This window comes from Martelella radicis, from assembly GCF_014196625.1.
GTDB lineage: Bacteria > Pseudomonadota > Alphaproteobacteria > Rhizobiales > Rhizobiaceae > Martelella > Martelella radicis.
This window is the reverse complement of record NZ_JACIDZ010000014.1, coordinates 120149-139600: the sequence shown is the minus strand read 5'-3', so window position 1 is coordinate 139600 and position 19452 is coordinate 120149. Positions and strand designations below refer to the sequence as shown.

Genomic DNA, 19452 nt, shown 5'->3' with positions numbered 1-19452 from the left:
GCGTCTCAGCCGGCCATCGAGGCGGCAAACAGGGTGAGGCCCATCAGCATCACCAGAAACGCGCCGCCGATCTCGATGACGCGGCCGATGGTCGTTGCACGTCCCGAGCCGGGGCCGGCGAGCCGGATGGCGAGCCCCTTGGCGGAAACGGCGATGATGGCGAGCGCCGAAACCGTGATCGCCGTGCCGATCGCCATGGCGAAGACCGAGGCGATGCCGCCGAGGATCAGGCCATTCAGCAGGGCGAAGGTCAGCACGATCAGCGCGCCGGAGCAGGGGCGCATGCCAATGGCGAGGATTGCCGCGCCTGCGCCCTTCCAGTCAAAATCCTTACCGCCAAGCGTCGACGGCTCGGGCATGTGGGCGTGGCCGCAGCCGCAATCGGGGCCGTGAACATGATCATGCGCGGCATGATGATGGTCGTCATGATGGTGATGGTGGTCGGCGTGTGCGTGATCATGGTCGTGCCCATGATGATCGCCGCCTGCACCGGCAAGGGCCAATGCATGGCCGTCATGGCCGGAAAACAACGGACGTGACTTGGAAAAGACGAGCCAGGCGCCGAACCCGGCGATCAGAAGAAAGCTCGCCCGTTCCATGAACACTGTCGCATCACCCATGGAAACGGCAGTTCTGCGCAGCACGAGATAGGCTGCGCCAACCAGCAGTACGGCCGTCAGCCCCTGTGCCAGCGACGACAAGAGCGAGATCAGAATGCCGCGTTTCAGTTCGATCTCGTTGGCAATCATGTAGGATGAGATCACCGCCTTGCCGTGACCGGGGCCGGCCGCGTGAAAGACGCCATATGCGAAGGAGAGCCCGACGAGGCCGAGCACCTTGACCGGGTCGTCCTGCATGGCTTTCAGCGCGCCGGTGAGCGCCCGGTAGAACTGCTGCTGGTAGTGGTTGATGGTGATCAGAAGACCCTGGAACGGGCCGAAGGAGGAGGAAAAGGACGGCTCCGAGGCGCCGATGCCGAGCGGCGACTGGGCGGCGGCGAATTTCGCGCCGGCGACAAAGGCGAGGACCATCAGGAAAACGGCGAGAAGGGGACGGGCTAGTCGCATGTGATATCCAGCTTGGTGGCGAACAGCTTGCTCATATCGGTCGGGTCGTTGAAGAAGGCGGCAGTCAGGCTGTCGGCGTTTTCCGACAGGATCTGGTCGGCGTCAGGCCGCAGAACGTTCTTTTCGCATTTGTCGAAGGCTTCACCCTCGATCACCAGATCGCCGTCGTTGCGAAACTCGATCGCCGTGTACATTGTCGGGTCATAGACGCCGAAGGTCAGGTGACCGGAAAGCGGCAGCGGCTCTTCGGGCTTTGCGGCAAAGAACAGCAGCAACTGCCCGTCCACCATGTCGGCATGAATGACATCCGGCATGGCAAGTTTCACGTCCTCGCCATTGTCGCTGATCTGCGTGTAGTAATTATATTCTGCGAGCGACTGGCGCACGGTCTCACCGATCTCGGTAAGCTCGTCGCCCGTCAGCTGGTTGTCCATATTGGTGTCGTAGTCGAGGATCACAGAGGAGGAAAAGAACTCGTCGAAGCGCCAGACATTCTGCAACGCCGCGACGTTGCCGTCCCCGTCGGCAACCACCTCGAGGCGCGCATCGACAAAGACATGCGGGTGCGCGAAGGCCGGTCCGGAGGCCCCGGCGGCGCAGAGCACACCCAAAAGCGCGGCTTTGATTTTCAAGTCATCATCCCCCGATGGCGGCGAGCTGGCCGGATTGTGGTCTCATGGACCAGAATTGAGTCAGAAACGTGCCGGCTCAGTGTTTTTCGCAGTCGTTTTCCCGGAACCACTTTGACAGAAAGTCGACAAAGGAACGGACCTTGACGGGCAGATAGCGGCGGTGCGGAAAGACGGCATAGATGCCGGCCTGTTGCGGCAGATATTCATCGAACAGCGACACGAGTTCGCCGGAATCGATCGCCCGGCGGGCGACGAAATCGGGCAGAAGCGCGATGCCAAGGCCGGACAGCGCGCCGCGCATGGTCACCATCGGCGAGTTCACCTCGATCGGCCCGTGGATCGGCACGCTGAAGGACGTGCCGTCTTCCGGGTTCACGAAGCGCATCGTGTTGAAGGATTTCGGATTGGTGTCGACGATCACCGGGTGGTGGGCAAGGTCCGCGGGCTTGTCGAGCGGCTTTTCCAGATTGGCCAGATAGGCGGGCGAGGCGCAGACCCGGTTGATCGAATCGGCGAGCTTGCGGGCGATCATCGTCGAATCCTCAAGCCGGGTGATCCTGACGGCGACGTCGTAGCCTTCCTCGACCAGATCGACGAAACGGTCCTCGGCGACGATCTCGAGCGTCAGTTCGGCATGCGCCTTGGCGAAATCGATCAGTGACTGGCCGGCGGGCGCATCGACGAAGGTGCGCGGGACCGAAATCCGCAGCCTGCCGCGCAGGTCGGTATTGTTGGCGCGCACGGCATCGGAGAGGTTGTCGACCTCCTGGATGATCTCGGCGGCGCGGCGGAAATAGATATGGCCCGCCTCCGTCAGCGAGAACTGCCGCGTGGTGCGGTTGAGCAGCAACGCGCCGAGGTCATCCTCAAGCTCGCGCACATATTTGGAAAGCAGCGCCTTTGAGCGTCCGGTCTTGCGAGCGGCGGCGGAAAACCCCTCGGCTTCGACCACATCGATAAAGGCACGCATCCGCGTCAGGGTGTCCATGGCCGCTCCTGTTGGCTGGCAGGGAAATTTGTTTGAGCTTTGTCAAACAGATAGCACGAATGCGATCTTGTATTGGAGGATTTTGGGGTTCACCCACTTGATTTTCAAGAGCGATTTTAATATCTCTCCGCTTGCCCAAAGTCGCGCGTGCCTGTGGGTGTCCGCCGAACCCTCGAATGGTGAGGATCATCGGTAAGGTACCTGGAATTAACCCCTCCAGTCGCTTCTCCGGCCAACCGGTCAAGCGAGGACATCTTGAAGCAACGACGGTGCGGGCCTTTCTGGTGTCTCCCGGCTTTCCAACGGCCGGGGTACTAAAGAGGCACATACCATCATTGCCGGAAGTGCGGTCGGGATATCCCTCCAATCCAAGGCAGACAAAGCCGGATAAGCCGCAAGGCTTGTTCAATCTTGAGCGGTCGCCGCTAACGGTCCCCGGGGTCTCCACCGGCCGGGTTCGTTCGCGGAGCGATGCGCCCTTTGTCGACCCTAGCTTCAGGGTCATTGCTTCGAAAGAAGGGGGTTACCATGACCACCGAACGTATCGCAGAATTCTTCAAGACCCGCCGTCCCGAAGGCCCCTGCCTGGTCGTCGATCGCGAAGTCGTGCGCGACAACTATACCGCCTTCCGCCGCGCGCTGCCCGACAGCGCCATCTATTATGCGGTCAAGGCCAATCCCGCGCCACAGATCCTTGAACTCCTCGCCAGCCTCGGCTCCAATTTCGATTGCGCCTCCGTGGCCGAAATCGAAATGGCCCTTGAGGCCGGCGCCGGCGCTGACCGTATTTCCTATGGAAACACCATCAAGAAGGAGCGCGACATCGCCCGCGCTCATGCGCTCGGCGTCAACCTCTTTGCTGTCGATTGCCATGAGGAAGTCGAAAAGATCGCCCGCGCCGCCCCCGGCGCCCGCGTGTTCTGCCGCGTCCTGACCGATGGCGAAGGCGCCGAATGGCCGCTGTCGCGCAAGTTCGGCTGCGTTCCGCCGATGGCCGTCGACGTTCTGGTCTATGCGCATCAGCTGGGTCTGGAAAGCTACGGCGTTTCCTTCCATGTCGGCTCGCAGATGACCAAGCTCGAAGCCTGGGATGCTGCCCTTGCGGACGCAAAGCGGGTTTTCGCACAGCTGGCCAAGCAGGGCATCTACCTGCAGATGGTCAACATGGGCGGCGGTTTCCCGACCAAATATCTGCGCGACGTGCCGACGGCGGAAGCCTACGGCCAGGCGATCTTCGCAGCCCTTTCGCGTCACTTCGGCAACCAGTTGCCGAAGACGATCATCGAGCCGGGTCGCGGCATGGTCGGCAATGCCGGCGTGATCAAGTCGGAAGTTGTCCTGATCTCGAAGAAGTCCGATGATGACAAGCATCGCTGGGTGTTCCTCGACATCGGCAAGTTCGGCGGTCTCGCCGAAACCATGGACGAAGCCATCCGCTACCCGATCCGTACGGATCGCGACGGCGACGAGATGGAGCCCTGCGTCCTGGCCGGTCCGACCTGCGACAGCGCCGACGTGATGTACGAGAAGAACATGTATCCGTTGCCGATCACGCTCACGATCGGCGACGAGGTTCTGATCGAAGGCACCGGCGCCTATACGACGACCTATGCCTCCGTCGCCTTCAACGGCTTCGAACCGCTCAAGTCCTACGTCATCTGAAGACCTCTTCGGATGACGGGTGTGAAGTGAGACTGCGGCCCTCCCTGCGGCCGCAGTCTCGGTAGCACGCCGGCGCGGCAAACGCTGCCGGTTTTTTGAGGCTGATTTTTTGGGGGATTGGTCTGATGGCCCCTTTCTTTCAGGACACTGTTCTCGTCATTGACGCGCCGGCCTTCACCATTGGCGAGGAGGCCGCTTTTGATGTCGTCGCGCGCGAAAACCTTCTCGATCGCGCCATGGGCCCGATGCGCAAGAAGAAATCCTCGGAAAAGCTGCGCCGCAACCGGCTGCCGGCCGACGGCCTGGCGCTCGTTGCCCGCGATGAGGATGGCGTTCTGATCGGCACGGTCCGGCTCTGGCATGTCGATGCCGGCGTGGATGCTGCCGGTCGCGCCGTGCCCGCGCTGCTGCTTGGCCCGCTCGCCGTCGATCCTTCGACGAACGGCAAGGGCGTCGGTTCGGCCCTGATGCGCGCGGCAATTGCCGCGGCTGATGCCCGTGGCCATGGCGCGATCCTGCTGGTCGGCGATCCGGAATACTATCAGCGTTTCGGCTTTGCCGCCGAAAAAGCGGAGCATCTCGTCATGCCCGGCCCGTTCGAACGTTGCCGTTTTCTTGGTCTGGAACTGAGGGAGGGCTTTCTTTCGGGCGCTGCCGGCCTTCTCGTTGCCGCCGGCGCCAAGGCGCCGTCCGCCCGCGTCAAGCCGCTGCGCCGCGCTGCCTGATCCGTCTTCATCCCGGATATGAAAAGACCCTCGCGGCCATGCTGCGAGGGTCTTTTTTCGGCACCAGAAGCTCCGGATCAGCCGGCCCGGCGGCGGTCGCTGGCGGGCTGGTAGGCGAGCTTTGCGTGGTATTTGCAATAGGGCGAGTTCTCCGGCGATTCACAGCCGCAGAAGTAGAAATCATCCTGGGTCGGGTCGCCGACCGGCCATTTGCAGGTCCGCTCCGTCAGATCCGTCAGCGCGATCTTGCGCATGATCGGCACGACATTGTTGTCGGGCGCGGTCTTCTGTTCAGGTGCAGCCTCGGCCTCGGCGACGATCTCCTGTTTCAACGCGGTGGCGCCGGCGGTGCGCGGCGCGCTCGGTGCCGATACCGGCGTATCCGAAGGCTTGCGGCCGGCGGCGCGCGAAGCGAAGTTCGGCGCGCGCGGCGGTGCGGTGTTGCGGGCAGTCGCGCGGGTCGCGGCAGATGGGGCGGCCCCGCCGCTCTTGGCGCGGCCCGGCAGCGCCAGACGGTGCACCTTGCCGATGACGGCGTTGCGGCTCACGCCGCCGAGCTGATTGGCGATCTGGCTCGCGCTCAGCCCTTCGGACCAGAGTTGTTTGAGTTTTTCAACACGCTCGTCTGTCCAGCTCATGCGTTATCTCCGGCTTATTTGCGGGCGGAATCGGTCACCATGCTCCGGAATGCATCCGAAACAGGAAAGTGTCGCCAATCCGGGTAATCAGATCCGCCGCCTGCAGTTCTCTGTTGGGGCTTAAGTTAGGCCCATGGCACTATCGTGGCAAGGCGACAGCGAATCGGCGGAATCCTTTTTCGCGGTTTTCCCCAACTTGGTGTTTTTCGCATTTATCATGCGCCATGCGCGCGATCGTGTTGCGCTGCACCGCCTTTGTTGACATTGGGGTTGGAGATGACAATATATGCCGAGCCGCCGCCTGAGGCGGCATTTTTAATTTCCGCAACCGCCCCAGACTGAAACTGGCTGGCATATTGTCCTTGCCGGGAGCTTGACCACCATGTCCGCATCATCGCCGCTCTTCAACACTTTCGCCAGAATACCGCTCCGGTTCGAGCGCGGCGAAGGCGTCTGGCTTGTGACGGACAAGGGCGAGCGATATCTGGACTTTGCGGCCGGCGTCGCGGTCAATTCCCTTGGCCACGCTCATCCGCATCTGGTCGAAGCGCTGAAGGATCAGGCGGAGAGGCTCTGGCATGTCTCGAACCTCTACGAGGTCGCGGGCCAGGAGAAGCTTGCCGAACGGCTGACGGCGGAGACCTTCGCCGACAAGGTGTTCTTCAACAATTCCGGCGCGGAAGCGCTGGAGACCGCGATCAAGACCGCGCGGCGCTATCATTTTGCCAAGGGCCACCCGGAAAAGATCGACATCATCACCTTCGAGGGCGCGTTCCACGGGCGCACGCTCGCCACGATCGCGGCCGGCGGCCAGGCCAAATACATGGAGGGCTTCGGCCCGAAGGCGCCGGGCTTCGTCCAGATCCCGGCCGGCGATATCGACCTGCTGAAGGAGACGATCGGCGAGACGACCGCCGCACTGATGATCGAACCGATCCAGGGCGAGGGCGGCGTGCGCAGCGTCGACAAGGCCTTCCTCAAGGCATTGCGCGAGATCTGCGATGAACAGGGCCTGCTGCTGATCTTCGACGAGGTGCAGACCGGCGTCGGGCGGACGGGAACGCTGTTTGCCTACCAGCAAACCGGCGTCACGCCCGATATCATGGCGATTGCCAAGGGGATCGGCGGCGGCTTTCCGGTCGGCGCTTGCCTTGCCAGCGACGAGGCGGCCTCGGGCATGGTGCCGGGCGTGCATGGCACGACATTCGGCGGCAATCCGCTGGCCATGGCCGTCGGCAATGCCGTTCTCGACGTGGTGCTGGAAGAGGGTTTTCTTGCCCATGTCCGCGAGATGGGCCTTCTGTTCCGTCAGGGGCTTGCCGAACTGAAGGACCGCTATCCCGACGTGATCGAGGAAATTCGCGGCGAAGGCCTGATGGTCGGCGTCAAGGCAAAGGTGCCGGCCGGCGAACTTGCGGCGGCGATGCGCGACGAGAAACTGCTGTCGGTGCCCGCCGGCGACAATGTCGTGCGCCTGCTGCCGCCGCTCACCGTCAGTGACGACGAAGTCCGGGAAGGGCTTGCGCGGCTCTCGCGCGCTGCGGCGAAGCTTTCGCCCGCCCGGTCCGCCTGAAGCATTAGAAAGAGTAGTTCCATGTCCTCTCCGAGACATTTTCTCGATCTCTCCGCCGTTTCGGCAACCGCATTGCGCGACATCCTGGATGACGCGGCGACCCGCAAGGCTGCCCAGAAGGCGGGCACCGCCGACAAGCCGCTTGCCGGCAAGGTGCTGGCGATGATCTTCGAGAAGCCGTCGACGCGCACCCGCGTGTCCTTCGACATCGGCATGCGCCAGCTCGGCGGCGATACGCTGGTGCTTTCGGGCAAGGACATGCAGCTCGGCCGCGCCGAGACGATCGGCGATACGGCCCGCGTGCTGTCGCGCTATGTCGATGCGATCATGATCCGCACCACCGATCATTCGCGGCTTCTGGAGCTTGCCGAATATGCGACCGTGCCGGTGATCAACGGGCTGACCGATGCCACCCATCCCTGCCAGATCATGGCCGATCTGCAGACCTTCGAGGAGCATCTGGGGCCGGTCGCCGGCAAGACGATCGCCTGGACCGGAGACGGCAACAATGTGCTGCATTCCTTCCTCGAGGGTGCGGCGCGGTTCAAATATCGCGTCAACATCGCCGTGCCGCCGGGATCCGAACCCGACAGTCGCTTTGTCGACTGGGCCCGCAAGGAAGGCGCCGAAGTGACCTTCTTCGAGGATGCCAAGAAGGCGGTTGAAGGCGTCGATTGCGTGGTGACCGATACCTGGGTCTCGATGAACCAGGAACACAAGGCGCGCGGACACAATGTCTTCCAGCCCTATCAGGTCAATGCCGAGCTGATGGCGCGCGCTGCCGACAATGCGATCTTCATGCACTGCCTGCCGGCCCATCGCGGCGAGGAAGTGACTGACGAGGTGATGGACGGGCCGCAATCGGTCGTGTTCGATGAAGCCGAGAACCGGCTTCATGCCCAGAAATCCGTAATGGCCTGGTGTCTCGGGGCTATTGACTGAGCCACCGGTCTCCCCCGCGAAGGGGTGAAGGAGACGAAATATGCAGGATCTGAAACAGCAGCTCGGCGAACTCGGTTTCGCCGGAGACGACATGGTTGTGCCCTTCCAGGTGGATGCGCTCGATGTGCGCGGCCGCACGGTCCAGCTCGGGCCGTTGCTGGACGCCATCCTGTCGCGCCATGACTACCCCGAGCCCGTTGCCCGGCTTCTCGCCGAGGTCGTGGTGCTGACGGCGCTTATCGGCACGTCGCTGAAATTCGAAGGGAAGTTCACCGTGCAGACCAAGAGCGACGGACCCGTCGATCTTCTGGTCGCCGATTTCTCGACGCCGGACGCGCTGCGCGGCTATGCCCGCTTCAACGAGGAAGCGCTGGAGGCGGCGGTTGCCGCAGGCAAGTCGGCGCCGGAGGACCTCCTCGGTCGCGGCGTGCTCGCCTTTACCATCGACCAGGGCAGTTTCATGCAGCCCTATCAGGGCATTGTCGAGCTTGACGGCAGTTCGTTGGAAATGATCGCCATGGGCTATTTCCGCCAGTCGGAGCAGATCCCGACGGCGGTCAGGCTCGGCGTCGCCAAACTGCTCGACCGTGACGATGACGGTCAGCCGCGCGAACGCTGGCGGGCGGGCGGTCTTGTCGCCCAGTTTCTGCCGGAGGAGGCGGGCCGCATGCGCCAGCCTGATCTCCACGGCGGCGACGGCGATGACGGTACGCTCTCCCATGCCCCCGATGACGCATGGACCGAAGCCCAGGCGCTGGTCGAGACCATCGATCTCGACGAGATGACCGATCCGGAAGTGGGCGCCGAACGGCTGCTCTACCGCTTGTTCCACGAACGTGGCGTGACGGTCTATCCCGCCCAGGGCGTCTACGACCGCTGCAGTTGCTCGCGTGATCGGATTCTCGGCGTGCTCAAGGGCTTCACCGCCGAGGAGGTCGATGACAGCATCGAGGACGGCAAGATCACGGTGACCTGCGAGTTCTGCTCGACGCCTTATGTCTATACGCCGGATGAAGTCAGGGAAGACTGATCGAACCGATCAGTTCACTAAATCATTGAAATGCGCCGGGCCTCAGCGTATCCCTAGGAAAAACGCGAAAGGCTGACGGCGCATTTCCTTGTGCGCTGGTGTGTGGGTTGAAATGGGCTTTGGAAAATCGAAAAGCAGGTTCTGTCGCCGCGAAGAGCCGACACGGTGCGCATTAAAGCGTATGGGCCGGCATGCGGCAGGCGAAGACCCCGTCAAACGCAACCAGATCGTCGAAGGGGCGCGGGAAGTCTTCATGAATGTCGGTTTCGATGCCGCCAGCATGAACGACATCACCCGTGCCGCCGGCGTTTCCAAGGGCACGATCTACGTCTATTTCGAAAACAAGGGCGAATTGTTCCAGACGATCATCCTCGAGGCCAAGCAGCGTATTTTCGAGGACCTGAGAGCAACGCTGAATGCGGAAGGTCCGGCCGAGGATATACTGAAGCGCTTCTCCGCGCGCCTCGCCACAGGCATGACCTGCGAGGAGACGGTCAAGGCGATGCGGATCGCCATCGGCGTTGCCGAGCGTTTCCCCGAGCTCGTACGCTCATTTTTCGGCGGTCATCCCGAAAATCTGGTCGACACCGTGAGTGACTTCGTCGTCGCGCGTATCGAGAGCGGAGAACTTCAGGCCGAGAACCCGCGCCTTGCCGCCGTCCAGCTACTGGAACTTTCCACCGGGCATCTCTGGAAACAACGCCTGTTCGGCCTGATGGATGCCCCGCCCAGCGAGGCGGAGATCTCGGAGATGGCGGAGAATGCCGTCACCCTGTTCCTCAGTCGCTATTCCGCCCGAACCTGAATTCCAGCACGGTTCATCAGTGGCCCGCACCGCCGCCGGCGCCGTCCTTCGGCTTGCGCACGAGGAAGCTGCAGAGGGTGAGGAAGGCGAAAAGCACCGTCAGCAGAACGAAGACATCGATGAAGGCGAGCAGCCAGGCCTGTTGCGAGACCATCTGGCCTAGCTGCAGCAGCGCCGCCTTCTCGCCGTCGAGGCCGTGGCTGGAATAAAGCCCCTGAAGCGTGCCGACCCATTCCTGCGTCGTCCGGCTTGCCGCATCGACGCTCGAGGCCAGCCGGTCGTAATGAAAATCGTCGCGGCGGCTCAGAAGCGTGTTGATGATGGCAAGCCCGACCGCGCCGCCGAGATTGCGCGTCAGGTTGAACAGGCCTGAGGCATTCTTGACGTCCTGGGGCGGCAATGTGCCGAGCGCGATGTTGGAGACCGGAATCATCGAGATCATCAGCGCCACGCCGCGTCCGGCCTGCGGCCAGAACAGTTCCCAATAGTCCCATTCGGCGGTGATATGGGTCATCTGCCAGGTACACAGCGCGAAGAGGCCAAGCCCCGCGCCCATCATCACCCGCGGATCGAGCTTGTTCTGCAGGATGCCGGCAACGGGCGCGGTCGCCATCATGAAGGCGCCGGTGACGAACATCGTCTCGCCGATCATCAGCGCGTCATAGCCACGGATGCGGGCCATGTAGAGCGGGAAGAGGTAGACGAGACCGTAGAGCCCGATGCCGAGCGAGAAGGAAAAGATCGAGCCGACGGCGAAGTTGAAATTGCCGAAGGCCCTTAGATCGACCACCGGATAGCGACTGGTGAAGGAGCGGTAGAAGAAGGCGATGCCGGCGCCGACCATGATGACGAAGGCATAGCGGATCACCTCGGCCTGGAACCAGCCTTCGATATTGCCCTCTTCAAGGAAATATTCGAGCGACCCAAGAAACAGCGCCATGGCGATCAGGCCGATCCAGTCGAAATGCTTCATGATCGAATAGTCGGGTCTGTCGAAATCGATTAGCAGCCAGGCGCCGATCGTGACCAGGATGCCGGGAACGACATTGATCAGGAACAGCCAGTGCCAGGAAAAGGCATCGACGAGATAGCCGCCCACCGTCGGGCCGATGGTCGGCGCCATCGTGGCAACAAGCCCGACCACGGGAATGACGGTCGAGCGTTTGGATGGCGGAAAGGCGGTGAAGGCGACGGCGAAGACGGCCGGCACCAGACCGCCCGACATGAAGCCCTGCAGCGCCCGGTAGATGATCATCTGGTCGATCGAGGTGGCCGTGGCGCAAAGCGCGCTGCAGGCGGTAAACGCGGCGGCGGAAACGGAAAACACCACGCGCGTGGAAAAGATCCGCGCCAGAATACCCGACAGCGGGATCATGATCACTTCGGCGATCAGGTAGGAGGTCTGCACCCAGGCGATTTCATCCGCGCTTGCGGAAATGCCGGCCTGGATGTCGGTCAGCGCGGAGGCGACGATCTGGATGTCGAGGATCGCCATGAACATGCCGAAGGCCATGACGACGAAGGCCGCCCATGTGCGGGCGCTGACATGGTCGGACGGCGCGCCGGCGGGGGCCGCAGGCGCGTTCTCGCTGTGCTCTCTGCTTTCGGCAGTCTCTGTCATGCTTCACCTCGGCGGCGGGTTCCGCGCCTCATTTTCAACGGTTGCCGGCAACGACCTTGCCGAGCGTGCCGTCGGGCGCGGTGCGGCTGTCGGCTTCCGCCGTCACCGAAAGCCCGGCCTTCAGATAACCCCGGTCCAGCATGTCCTGCGGAATGGAGATATGCACCGGAATGCGCTGCACGACCTTGGTGAAATTGCCCGTCGCGTTCTGCGGCGGCAGAAGGGCGAAGACCGCGCCCGAGGCCGGCGAGAAGGAAACGATCTCGCCGGTGAATTCATCCTCCTTGAAGGCGTCGACGCTGACATGGACCTCCTCGCCGATGCCCAGGCGATCAAGATCCGTCTCCTTGAAATTGGCGACGATATAGAGCTCCTCCGTCGGCACCAGCGCGCCGAGGCGAGCGCCGGAAGAAACAAGGTCGCCGACCTGGACATTGCGGTTGCCGAAGACGCCGTCAAACGGTGCCCTGATCTCGGTGAAGGAGAGATTGCGCCTGGCCATGTCGACGGCAAGCTGGCGCTCCTTCAGCGCCGCCTGCTGCTGGGCAAGCTGCGCCTCGGCCGTGTTGATGTTCGACTTCGCGACCTCTATGGCGGCATTGGCGGCCTCGACCTGCGCCTTCAGCTGGTCGACCTGCGCCTTGGCATCGTCAAAGGCGGCAACGGTGGCTGCGCCCTTTTCCTTCAGCGTGTTGGCCCGCTGAAACGCGCTCTTCGCATTCTCGATCTGCGGGTCGAGCGCGTCGCGATTGGCCTGAGCCTGATTGAGCTGGGCCTTGGCGCCGGCGATCTGCGCCTCGGTCGCCTTCAGCGCCACGTTCTGCGCGTTGAGCTGCGCCTCGGCCTGGGCGAGCGCGTTCTGGTAGTCGCCGTCATCGATCTTGACCAGTAGGTCTCCCTTGGCGACCTTCTGGTTGTTCGTGACCGCGACGCTTTCGACATAGCCGGAAACCTTCGGCGAGATCGTCGCGATGTCACCCTCGACATAGGCATCGTCGGTGGAAACGATGAAGCGGCCCTCGGTCCACCATTCATAGCCGAACCAGCCGGCGCCGGCGATGATGGCGAGGCCGATGACGGCGAAGATGATCTTGCGCGCGCCGCCGGACTTTTCCGCCGGAGCCTGTTCCTCGGCGGTGTGGTTGCCCTCGTTTTCGTTGCTCATCCTGAAAGGCCTTTCTGCGCCGATCCCGGGAGGCGGACCGGCAAGTGAACTGGCAATGGTCATTTCGAACTGATGAGTTCGATTGTTGCGTTGCTAATGCGCCTCGCTTCGCGCGCTGTCAACCCGCACGGCCTGAAGGGAACCTCCCCCAGGCGAAGACGTTGATGGTGCAATCGTCGCTTTCCGGCTATAGATCAGCGACCGCATCGACCCCCGAACTATCCCGGCCGAGGAGATCACGTGACCGACCTATTGGCTCTTGCCGCCAGTCCAGAAGCCTGGGCGGCCCTCGTAACCCTCATCATCATGGAAGTCGTGCTCGGCATCGACAATCTGGTGTTCATCTCCATTCTCACCAACAAGCTGCCGGAGAGGAACCGGCAGGCCGCGCGCCGCATCGGGCTCGGTCTGGCGCTTGTGCTGCGGCTTGTGCTTCTCGGAACCGTTGCCTGGATCGTGCAACTGACGACGCCGGTGTTTTCCGCCTTCGGTCATGGCTTCTCATGGAAGGACATCATCCTGATTGCCGGCGGGCTGTTCCTGGTGTGGAAGGCGACAAAGGAGATCCACCACAATGTCGATCCGGAGGAAGAGCCGGGTGAATTGGTCGGCGGCGCGGTCAAGACCGGCTTTTCCGCGGCGATCTTCCAGATCCTGCTGCTCGATCTTGTCTTCTCCATCGACAGCATCATCACCGCCGTCGGCATGACCGAGCACCTGCCGATCATGGTGATTGCCGTCGTCGTCGCGGTGACGCTGATGCTGGTTGCTTCCGGCCCGCTTGCCCGTTTCATCGAAGCCAATCCGACCATCGTCATGCTGGCGCTCGCCTTCCTGCTGATGATCGGCACGACCCTGATTGCCGACGGGCTCGGCTTCCATGTGCCGAAGGGCTATGTCTACGCGGCGATGGCCTTTTCCGGTCTGGTGGAGCTGCTCAACATGGCCGCGCGGCGCAAGCGCAGGCTTGATCGCGCCGCTGGCGGCGAAAAGCCCGCCACGGAAGGCGGATCGGCCGGCCATTGAGCCTGACGGCTTGACGGAAAGGGTTGAATATGGCCTAAGGCAGGCCAGTTAAGAGCCGCCCTGACTGACGGGCTATCCACGCCTTGCGGCTCAGCGATATTCAGCACTGGAAAACTCTTTCGGCCGGATGTGTCCGTCTCCGGCCGGCAGCATGGACGAACACGATGAGCACAACCGGCCCCCGCCTGCGCATTGCGCCTTCCCCCACCGGCGAGCCGCATGTCGGCACTGCCTATACGGCGCTTTTCAACTATCTCTACGCCAAGAAGATGGGCGGCACCTTCATTCTGCGTATCGAGGACACCGACGCTTCGCGCTCGACCCCCGAATATGAGAAGAACGTGCTGGACGCGCTCAAATGGTGCGGGCTCGAATGGGACGAAGGTCCCGATGTCGGCGGCGACTATGGCCCCTATCGCCAGTCCGACCGCAAGGAAATCTACAAGCCCTTCGTCGACAGGCTGGTGGAAGAAGGCCATGCCTTCCACTGCTTCTGCACGCCCGAGCGGCTGGAGCGCATGCGCGCCGGCCAGCGCGCCGAGGGCCGCGCCCCGAAATATGACGGGCTCTGCATGCATCTGAAGGCCGAAGAGGTCAAAAGCCGCATCGAAGCGGGCGAGCCCAATGTCGTGCGCATGAAGATCCCGGAAGAGGGCGTGTGCAAGTTCACCGACGGCGTCTACGGCGATGTCGAGATCCCGTGGGACGCGGTCGACATGCAGGTTCTGCTGAAGGCCGACGGCATGCCGACCTATCACATGGCGAATGTCGTTGACGACCATCTGATGAAGATCACCCATGTGGCGCGCGGCGAGGAATGGCTGGCCTCCGTGCCGAAGCACATCCTGCTCTATACCTATCTCGGTCTGGAGCCGCCGAAATTCTTCCATCTGCCGCTGATGCGCAATCCCGACAAGTCGAAGCTGTCGAAGCGCAAGAACCCGACGTCGATCTCCTATTATTCGGCGCTCGGCTATCTGCCGGAAGCGCTGATGAACTTCCTTGGCCTGTTCTTCATCCAGATCGCCGAGGGCGAGGAACTGATGTCGATGGATGAACTGGTCGAAAAATTCGATCAGGACAATCTCAACAAGTCCGGCGCCGTCTTCGACACGCAGAAGCTCGAATGGCTGAACGGCCGTTTCCTGCGCGAAACGCTCACGGAAGAGGATTTCATCCTCCGCGTCGCCGCATGGGCCTCTGAGAATGCACGGTTGAAGGACGGGCTGAAGCTCTCCCAGAGCCGGATCACCAAGCTCGGCGAACTGCCGGCACTGATGGGCTTCCTGCTGCAGTCGGACATGGTGCCGGCGCCGGAAGCGTTTTCGAAGATCAAGAAGACCAATCCGGAAGAAATTCTGGAAATCCTGAAGGCCGTCCAGCCCGTATTGGAAAAGCTGACTGAGTGGAATGCAACGACCGTCGAGGAAGCGCTGCGCCAGCTCGCCGACGACATGGACAAGAAGCTGCGCATCGTCGTCGCGCCGCTGTTTGTCGCCATGTCCGGCTCCTCGCGCTCGCTGCCGCTGTTCGACAGCATGGCGATCCTTGGCCGCGCCGTGGTGCGCCAGCGCCTGAAGAACGCCGAGGCCGTGGTGGCAAAGATGGTAGAAGAAGAGACAGGCAAGTAAGATGAACAAGAAGACCGAAGAACAGGCACTGTCCTCTGACGCCACGGAAGTGCGCGCGCAGAAGCTCGAAATCCTGCGCGAGAAGATCGGCGACGTCTATCCGGCCCATTTCCACCGCACGATCACCAATGCGGAACTGGCGGAAAAATACGCCGACCTTCCCGACGACACGGTGACGGAAGATGTCGTCACCGTGGCCGGCCGCGTCTATTCCATGCGCAATTCCGGCATGTTCGTCGACCTGCGCGATGCCTCGGGCAAGATCCAGATATTTTCGCACAAGGACACGACGCCGGAAGAGGTGCGTGAGATGTGGTCGCTGGTCGATCTTGCCGATATCGTCGGCGTCTCCGGGGTGGTCCGCCGCACCAAGCGCGGCGAACTGACGATCAATGCGCAAGAGATCACTATGCTTACCAAGGCATTGAAGCCGATGCCGGAGAAATATCATGGTCTTGCCGATATCGAGACGCGCTATCGCCAGCGCTATCTCGATATCATGAGCAATGACGACAGCAAGCTGCGCTTCATCCAGCGCTCTAAGATCCTTTCCGGCGTGCGCCGCTTTCTCGAAGGCGAAGGCTTCATGGAAGTCGAGACGCCGATGTTGCAGTCGATCTATGGCGGCGCGTCTGCCGACCCGTTCAAGACGCATCACAATGCGCTCGACATCGACATGTATCTGCGTATTGCACCGGAGCTTTACCTGAAGCGTATCCTGGTGTCCGGCCTCACCGACAAGGTGTTCGAGGTCAACCGCAACTTCCGCAATGAAGGCGTTTCCACCCGGCACAATCCAGAATTCACCATGATGGAGTGCTACTGGGCCTATGCCGATTACGAGGACATGATGGGCATTGTCGAACGCATGTTCGAAACGCTCGCCATGACGCTCCATGACAGCGCCAAGGTCAAGTTCGGCGAAATCGAACTGGACTTCACCGGCCCGTTCAAGCGGGTGCCGATGCCGGATGCTGTCAAGGAAGCAACCGGCATCGACTTCCTGTCGATCGCGACCGACGAGGAAGCCCGTGAGGCGACCGAAGCCGCCGGTTTCGAAATCGAGAGCGACTGGACCTGGGGCGAGTGCCTGGCCTTCCTCTTCGAGGAAAAGGTCGAGGCGTCGCTGATCCAGCCCTCGCATGTCACCCATTTCCCGAAGGACATCTCGCCGTTTGCCAAGGAAGTGCCCGGCGAGCCGCGTCTGGTCGAACGCTTCGAGACCTATGTCAACGGCTGGGAACTCGGCAATGCATTTTCCGAGCTCAATGATCCGGTCGAGCAGCGCCGCCGCATGGTCGAGCAGCTTGAGCAGGCCCATGCCCGCGGCGAACTGGAAAAGAAGCTGGACGACGATTTCCTCAATGCCATGGACCACGGCATGCCGCCGGCAGGCGGACTTGGCATCGGCATCGACCGTCTGATCATGCTTCTGACCGACGGCCCGTCGATCCGCGACGTCATCCTCTTCCCGGCCCGCCGCCACAAGGACTGAGCGCGTCACGTGAACTGATCTGGCAAGGCCCGGGTGAAAAGCGCCCGGGCCTTTCGCTTTGTGCCGCATGGTCGGGCGCGGATTGCCACATCAAAACGCCGTTATCACGGTTGTTTTCAGTGTTTTAATCATTAGATCAAAATGAAGAAAAACACTGAAGCAAGGAGATGAGGATGTCTGGCATTCTGAATGGAAAAACCGGGTTCGTGACCGGGGCGGCCAATGGTATCGGCAAGGGTATTGCGCTTGAGCTTGCGGCCGAGGGCGCGCATGTGGTGGTCAGCGACCTTGCCTCCGCCGAAAAAGACGGTCTCGCCGTGGTCGATATGATCGAAAAGGCTGGCGGCAGGGCGGTCTTCGTCGCCGCCGACGTGACCTCACAGGATGACATCGACAATCTCTTCGACAAGACAAAGGCGCTCGACGGGCATCTCGATTTCGTCGTCAACAATGCCGGTATCGGCCCCAAGGGAGAGATCGCGGAAAGCGATGACAAGACCTATGATCTTGCCATGGATATCAATCTGAAGAGCGTCTTCCGCGTCATGCGGTCTGCGATTCGGCTCTTCCGCGAACAGGGCAAGGGCGGGGCCATCCTCAACATCTCCTCCGTTGCGGGCATGACGGGGCTTGGCACGGCCGGCATCTATTCCGCCTCCAAGCACGGCATCATCGGTTTTACCAAGACCGGTGCGGTAGAAGGCGGCAAGGACGGCATCCGCGTCAACGCCATCCTGCCGAACGCCATCAAATCCAAGCTTCTGGAAGGTTCGTCGGAAGAGTTCCTGAAACTGATCACCGAGCCGCAGGCCATCCAGCGTCTTGGCGAACCGGAAGAGGTTGGGGCTGCAGCAGCCTTCCTGCTGTCCGACAAGGCATCGTTCATCACCGGCGCCAGCCTTCCGGTTGATGGCGGCTATCTCGCCAGCAACTGATCGATCCGTTTTCTGCGCAAGCTGGATTACAAATCCGTCATTGTTCTTGTCTGCGAACCATTCGCTTCCCACATCTGTGGGAGACAATGATGGGAGGCTGAAATGGCTCAACTGAAGGACAAGGTGGCCATCATCACGGGCGGTTCCGGCGGGATCGGGATCGCCACGGCCAAGCGCATGACCGCCGAAGGCGCGAAGGTGCTGCTGGTCGACCTCGATGAGGATGCGCTGAAGGACGCAGTCGCCGAACTCGGGCACGACAAGGCGGCCTATGCGGTGGCCGACGTCACCGATCCCGATCAGACGCAGGCCTATGTCGCGGCCGCGGTCGAAGAGTTCGGCAAGCTCGATATTCTTGTCGCCAATGCCGGCATCGAGGGCGTGGTCAAGCCGATTACCGATTATCCGATCGAGATGTTCGACAAGGTGCTGGCGGTCAATGTGCGCGGCATCTTCCTCGGCCTGAAATATGCGATGCCCGAGCTGAAGAAGACGAAGGGCAATGTGGTGATCATGTCGTCGGTGGCAGGCCTTGGCGGCACGCCGGATGTCTCCGCCTATATCACATCCAAACATGCGCTTGTCGGACTGATGCGCACCGCTGCCCTCGAGGGCGCGCGCGACGGCATCAGGGTCAATTCGATCCATCCCTCGCCTGTCGAAACGCGGATGATGCGTTCGCTGGAGGAAGGGTTCGCGCCCGGCCATGGCGGCGAGGCCAAGAAGGGGTTTGCCGCCAGCATTCCGCTGCAGCGTTATGCCGAGCCCGACGAGATCGCCGATGCCGTGATCTATCTCGCCAGCGATCAGGCGAAATTCGTCACCGGCGTGCGCCTGCCCGTCGATGGCGGCATGACCGCCGACTGACAAAAAGCTCTCTCCCGCGACATTCCTGTCGTGATCAAGGCCCGGCCTGGACCAACAGGCCGGGCTCTTTTGTTGGCAAACCCGTCTCCTGCGTCATCCCCCTGCTCGATACGAGGACCCAGGTCGCTCAGCGCGTGCGGGAACGTTTGGCCTCACCTTACCGGTGGACGATGACTTCAGCCGGGTGCGTCTCGGCGCCGAGCTTGCCCATTTCGGCAAGGCAGGCATTCGCGTGCCGAACATGACGGTGCGTTCTCCGATAGCACGTCGCGGAACGCGAGAATGCTGCGCTTCTCCTACGATTTCTGAAAGATGCTTTTCCCGGCAGTTTGCGAGAACAGCGTGGTCACAAGAGAAGGGACGTCCTTCATCATGAAGACTTGGCTTCATTGCCGATGCGCCGACCGAATTGATGGCGAGAAACCGGCCCCTATCGCGCGGGGCGACTGCGAGGGTTGATCCGAAGCCGCGCATGCGAATTGGCCGTGGAAGAAAAACAGAGACGGCAATCGCGGAAGCGGACGCAAGCGCCGCCGTCGCCATGGCTCACGCATTTCGACCAACCGGCAATAAGTTGGCCGATGCACCGGAGTTTTACCGGTTCTCCCGCCGGGATGGCTGCAGACAGTCACGACCGCCCCGTCGGCCTT

17 protein-coding genes are annotated in these 19452 nt (G+C 61.9%); 11 read left to right on the top strand and 6 right to left on the bottom strand.

Features of this window, described 5'->3' with window-relative positions; translation table 11 throughout:
- Window positions 1-5: 5 nt before the first annotated feature.
- The 3 genes from GGR30_RS18610 to GGR30_RS18600 form a co-directional block, all read right to left on the bottom strand.
- On the bottom strand, window positions 6-1067 hold the full coding sequence (locus GGR30_RS18610) for a nickel/cobalt transporter (RefSeq protein WP_183489512.1): 1062 nt from the start codon (window positions 1065-1067) through the stop codon (window positions 6-8).
- Window positions 1058-1699, bottom strand: coding sequence for a DUF1007 family protein (locus tag GGR30_RS18605; protein ID WP_246414027.1), 642 nt, complete (start codon window positions 1697-1699; stop codon window positions 1058-1060). The genes GGR30_RS18610 and GGR30_RS18605 overlap by 10 nt, the downstream gene beginning before the upstream one ends.
- Before the next feature lie 76 nt (window positions 1700-1775).
- A complete protein-coding gene (locus GGR30_RS18600; RefSeq protein WP_183489509.1) occupies window positions 1776-2687 on the bottom strand; it encodes a LysR family transcriptional regulator in 912 nt (303 codons plus the stop codon).
- Between the two features lie 528 nt (window positions 2688-3215).
- On the opposite strand from GGR30_RS18600, the gene odc2 reads away from it, so the two are divergent.
- Together odc2 and GGR30_RS18590 are read left to right on the top strand one after the other, a co-directional pair.
- Window positions 3216-4349 (top strand): ornithine/lysine decarboxylase, encoded by a 1134-nt coding sequence (odc2, locus tag GGR30_RS18595; RefSeq protein ID WP_183489507.1) that lies wholly within the window; start codon window positions 3216-3218, stop codon window positions 4347-4349.
- A gap of 125 nt (window positions 4350-4474) precedes the next feature.
- On the top strand, window positions 4475-5074 hold the full coding sequence (locus GGR30_RS18590; RefSeq protein WP_183489504.1) for a GNAT family N-acetyltransferase: 600 nt from the start codon (window positions 4475-4477) through the stop codon (window positions 5072-5074).
- A 77-nt stretch (window positions 5075-5151) separates the two neighbouring features.
- On the opposite strand, the gene GGR30_RS18585 is transcribed toward GGR30_RS18590, so the two are convergent.
- Window positions 5152-5712: a GcrA family cell cycle regulator gene (locus tag GGR30_RS18585; RefSeq protein ID WP_183489501.1), complete on the bottom strand. Its 561-nt coding sequence runs from the start codon at window positions 5710-5712 to the stop codon at window positions 5152-5154.
- Window positions 5713-6094: 382 nt separating this feature from the next.
- On the opposite strand from GGR30_RS18585, the gene GGR30_RS18580 reads away from it, so the two are divergent.
- The 4 genes from GGR30_RS18580 (at window position 6095) to GGR30_RS18565 (ending at window position 10062) form a co-directional block, all read left to right on the top strand.
- Window positions 6095-7285 (top strand): aspartate aminotransferase family protein, encoded by a 1191-nt coding sequence (locus GGR30_RS18580; protein ID WP_183489499.1) that lies wholly within the window; start codon window positions 6095-6097, stop codon window positions 7283-7285.
- Between the two features lie 21 nt (window positions 7286-7306).
- Window positions 7307-8227 (top strand): ornithine carbamoyltransferase, encoded by a 921-nt coding sequence (gene argF, locus GGR30_RS18575; RefSeq protein WP_183489496.1) that lies wholly within the window; start codon window positions 7307-7309, stop codon window positions 8225-8227.
- 40 nt (window positions 8228-8267) lie between these two features.
- The gene (locus tag GGR30_RS18570; protein ID WP_183489493.1) at window positions 8268-9257 is read left to right on the top strand and encodes an Hsp33 family molecular chaperone; all 990 of its coding nucleotides are present in this window, start codon (window positions 8268-8270) and stop codon (window positions 9255-9257) included.
- Window positions 9258-9369: 112 nt separating this feature from the next.
- Complete coding sequence (locus GGR30_RS18565) at window positions 9370-10062, top strand: TetR/AcrR family transcriptional regulator C-terminal domain-containing protein (protein ID WP_343066520.1); 693 nt, start codon at window positions 9370-9372, stop codon at window positions 10060-10062.
- A gap of 16 nt (window positions 10063-10078) precedes the next feature.
- Here the strand turns inward: GGR30_RS18565 and GGR30_RS18560 are convergent, their stop codons facing one another.
- The gene (locus GGR30_RS18560; protein ID WP_183489490.1) at window positions 10079-11683 is read right to left on the bottom strand and encodes a DHA2 family efflux MFS transporter permease subunit; all 1605 of its coding nucleotides are present in this window, start codon (window positions 11681-11683) and stop codon (window positions 10079-10081) included.
- A gap of 34 nt (window positions 11684-11717) precedes the next feature.
- Window positions 11718-12848: an HlyD family secretion protein gene (locus GGR30_RS18555; protein ID WP_183489487.1), complete on the bottom strand. Its 1131-nt coding sequence runs from the start codon at window positions 12846-12848 to the stop codon at window positions 11718-11720.
- A gap of 240 nt (window positions 12849-13088) precedes the next feature.
- On the opposite strand from GGR30_RS18555, the gene GGR30_RS18550 reads away from it, so the two are divergent.
- The 5 genes from GGR30_RS18550 (at window position 13089) to GGR30_RS18530 (ending at window position 18802) form a co-directional block, all read left to right on the top strand.
- On the top strand, window positions 13089-13874 hold the full coding sequence (locus GGR30_RS18550; protein WP_183489483.1) for a TerC family protein: 786 nt from the start codon (window positions 13089-13091) through the stop codon (window positions 13872-13874).
- Window positions 13875-14038: 164 nt separating this feature from the next.
- Window positions 14039-15505 (top strand): glutamate--tRNA ligase, encoded by a 1467-nt coding sequence (gene gltX / locus GGR30_RS18545; protein WP_183489480.1) that lies wholly within the window; start codon window positions 14039-14041, stop codon window positions 15503-15505.
- Window position 15506: 1 nt separating this feature from the next.
- Entirely contained in the window at window positions 15507-17000 is a 1494-nt protein-coding gene (gene lysS / locus GGR30_RS18540; protein WP_183489477.1) for a lysine--tRNA ligase, read from the top strand.
- Window positions 17001-17173: 173 nt separating this feature from the next.
- Window positions 17174-17935: an SDR family NAD(P)-dependent oxidoreductase gene (locus GGR30_RS18535; protein WP_183489474.1), complete on the top strand. Its 762-nt coding sequence runs from the start codon at window positions 17174-17176 to the stop codon at window positions 17933-17935.
- A gap of 102 nt (window positions 17936-18037) precedes the next feature.
- On the top strand, window positions 18038-18802 hold the full coding sequence (locus GGR30_RS18530; protein ID WP_183489471.1) for an SDR family NAD(P)-dependent oxidoreductase: 765 nt from the start codon (window positions 18038-18040) through the stop codon (window positions 18800-18802).
- The last annotated feature ends 650 nt before the right edge of the window (window positions 18803-19452 follow it).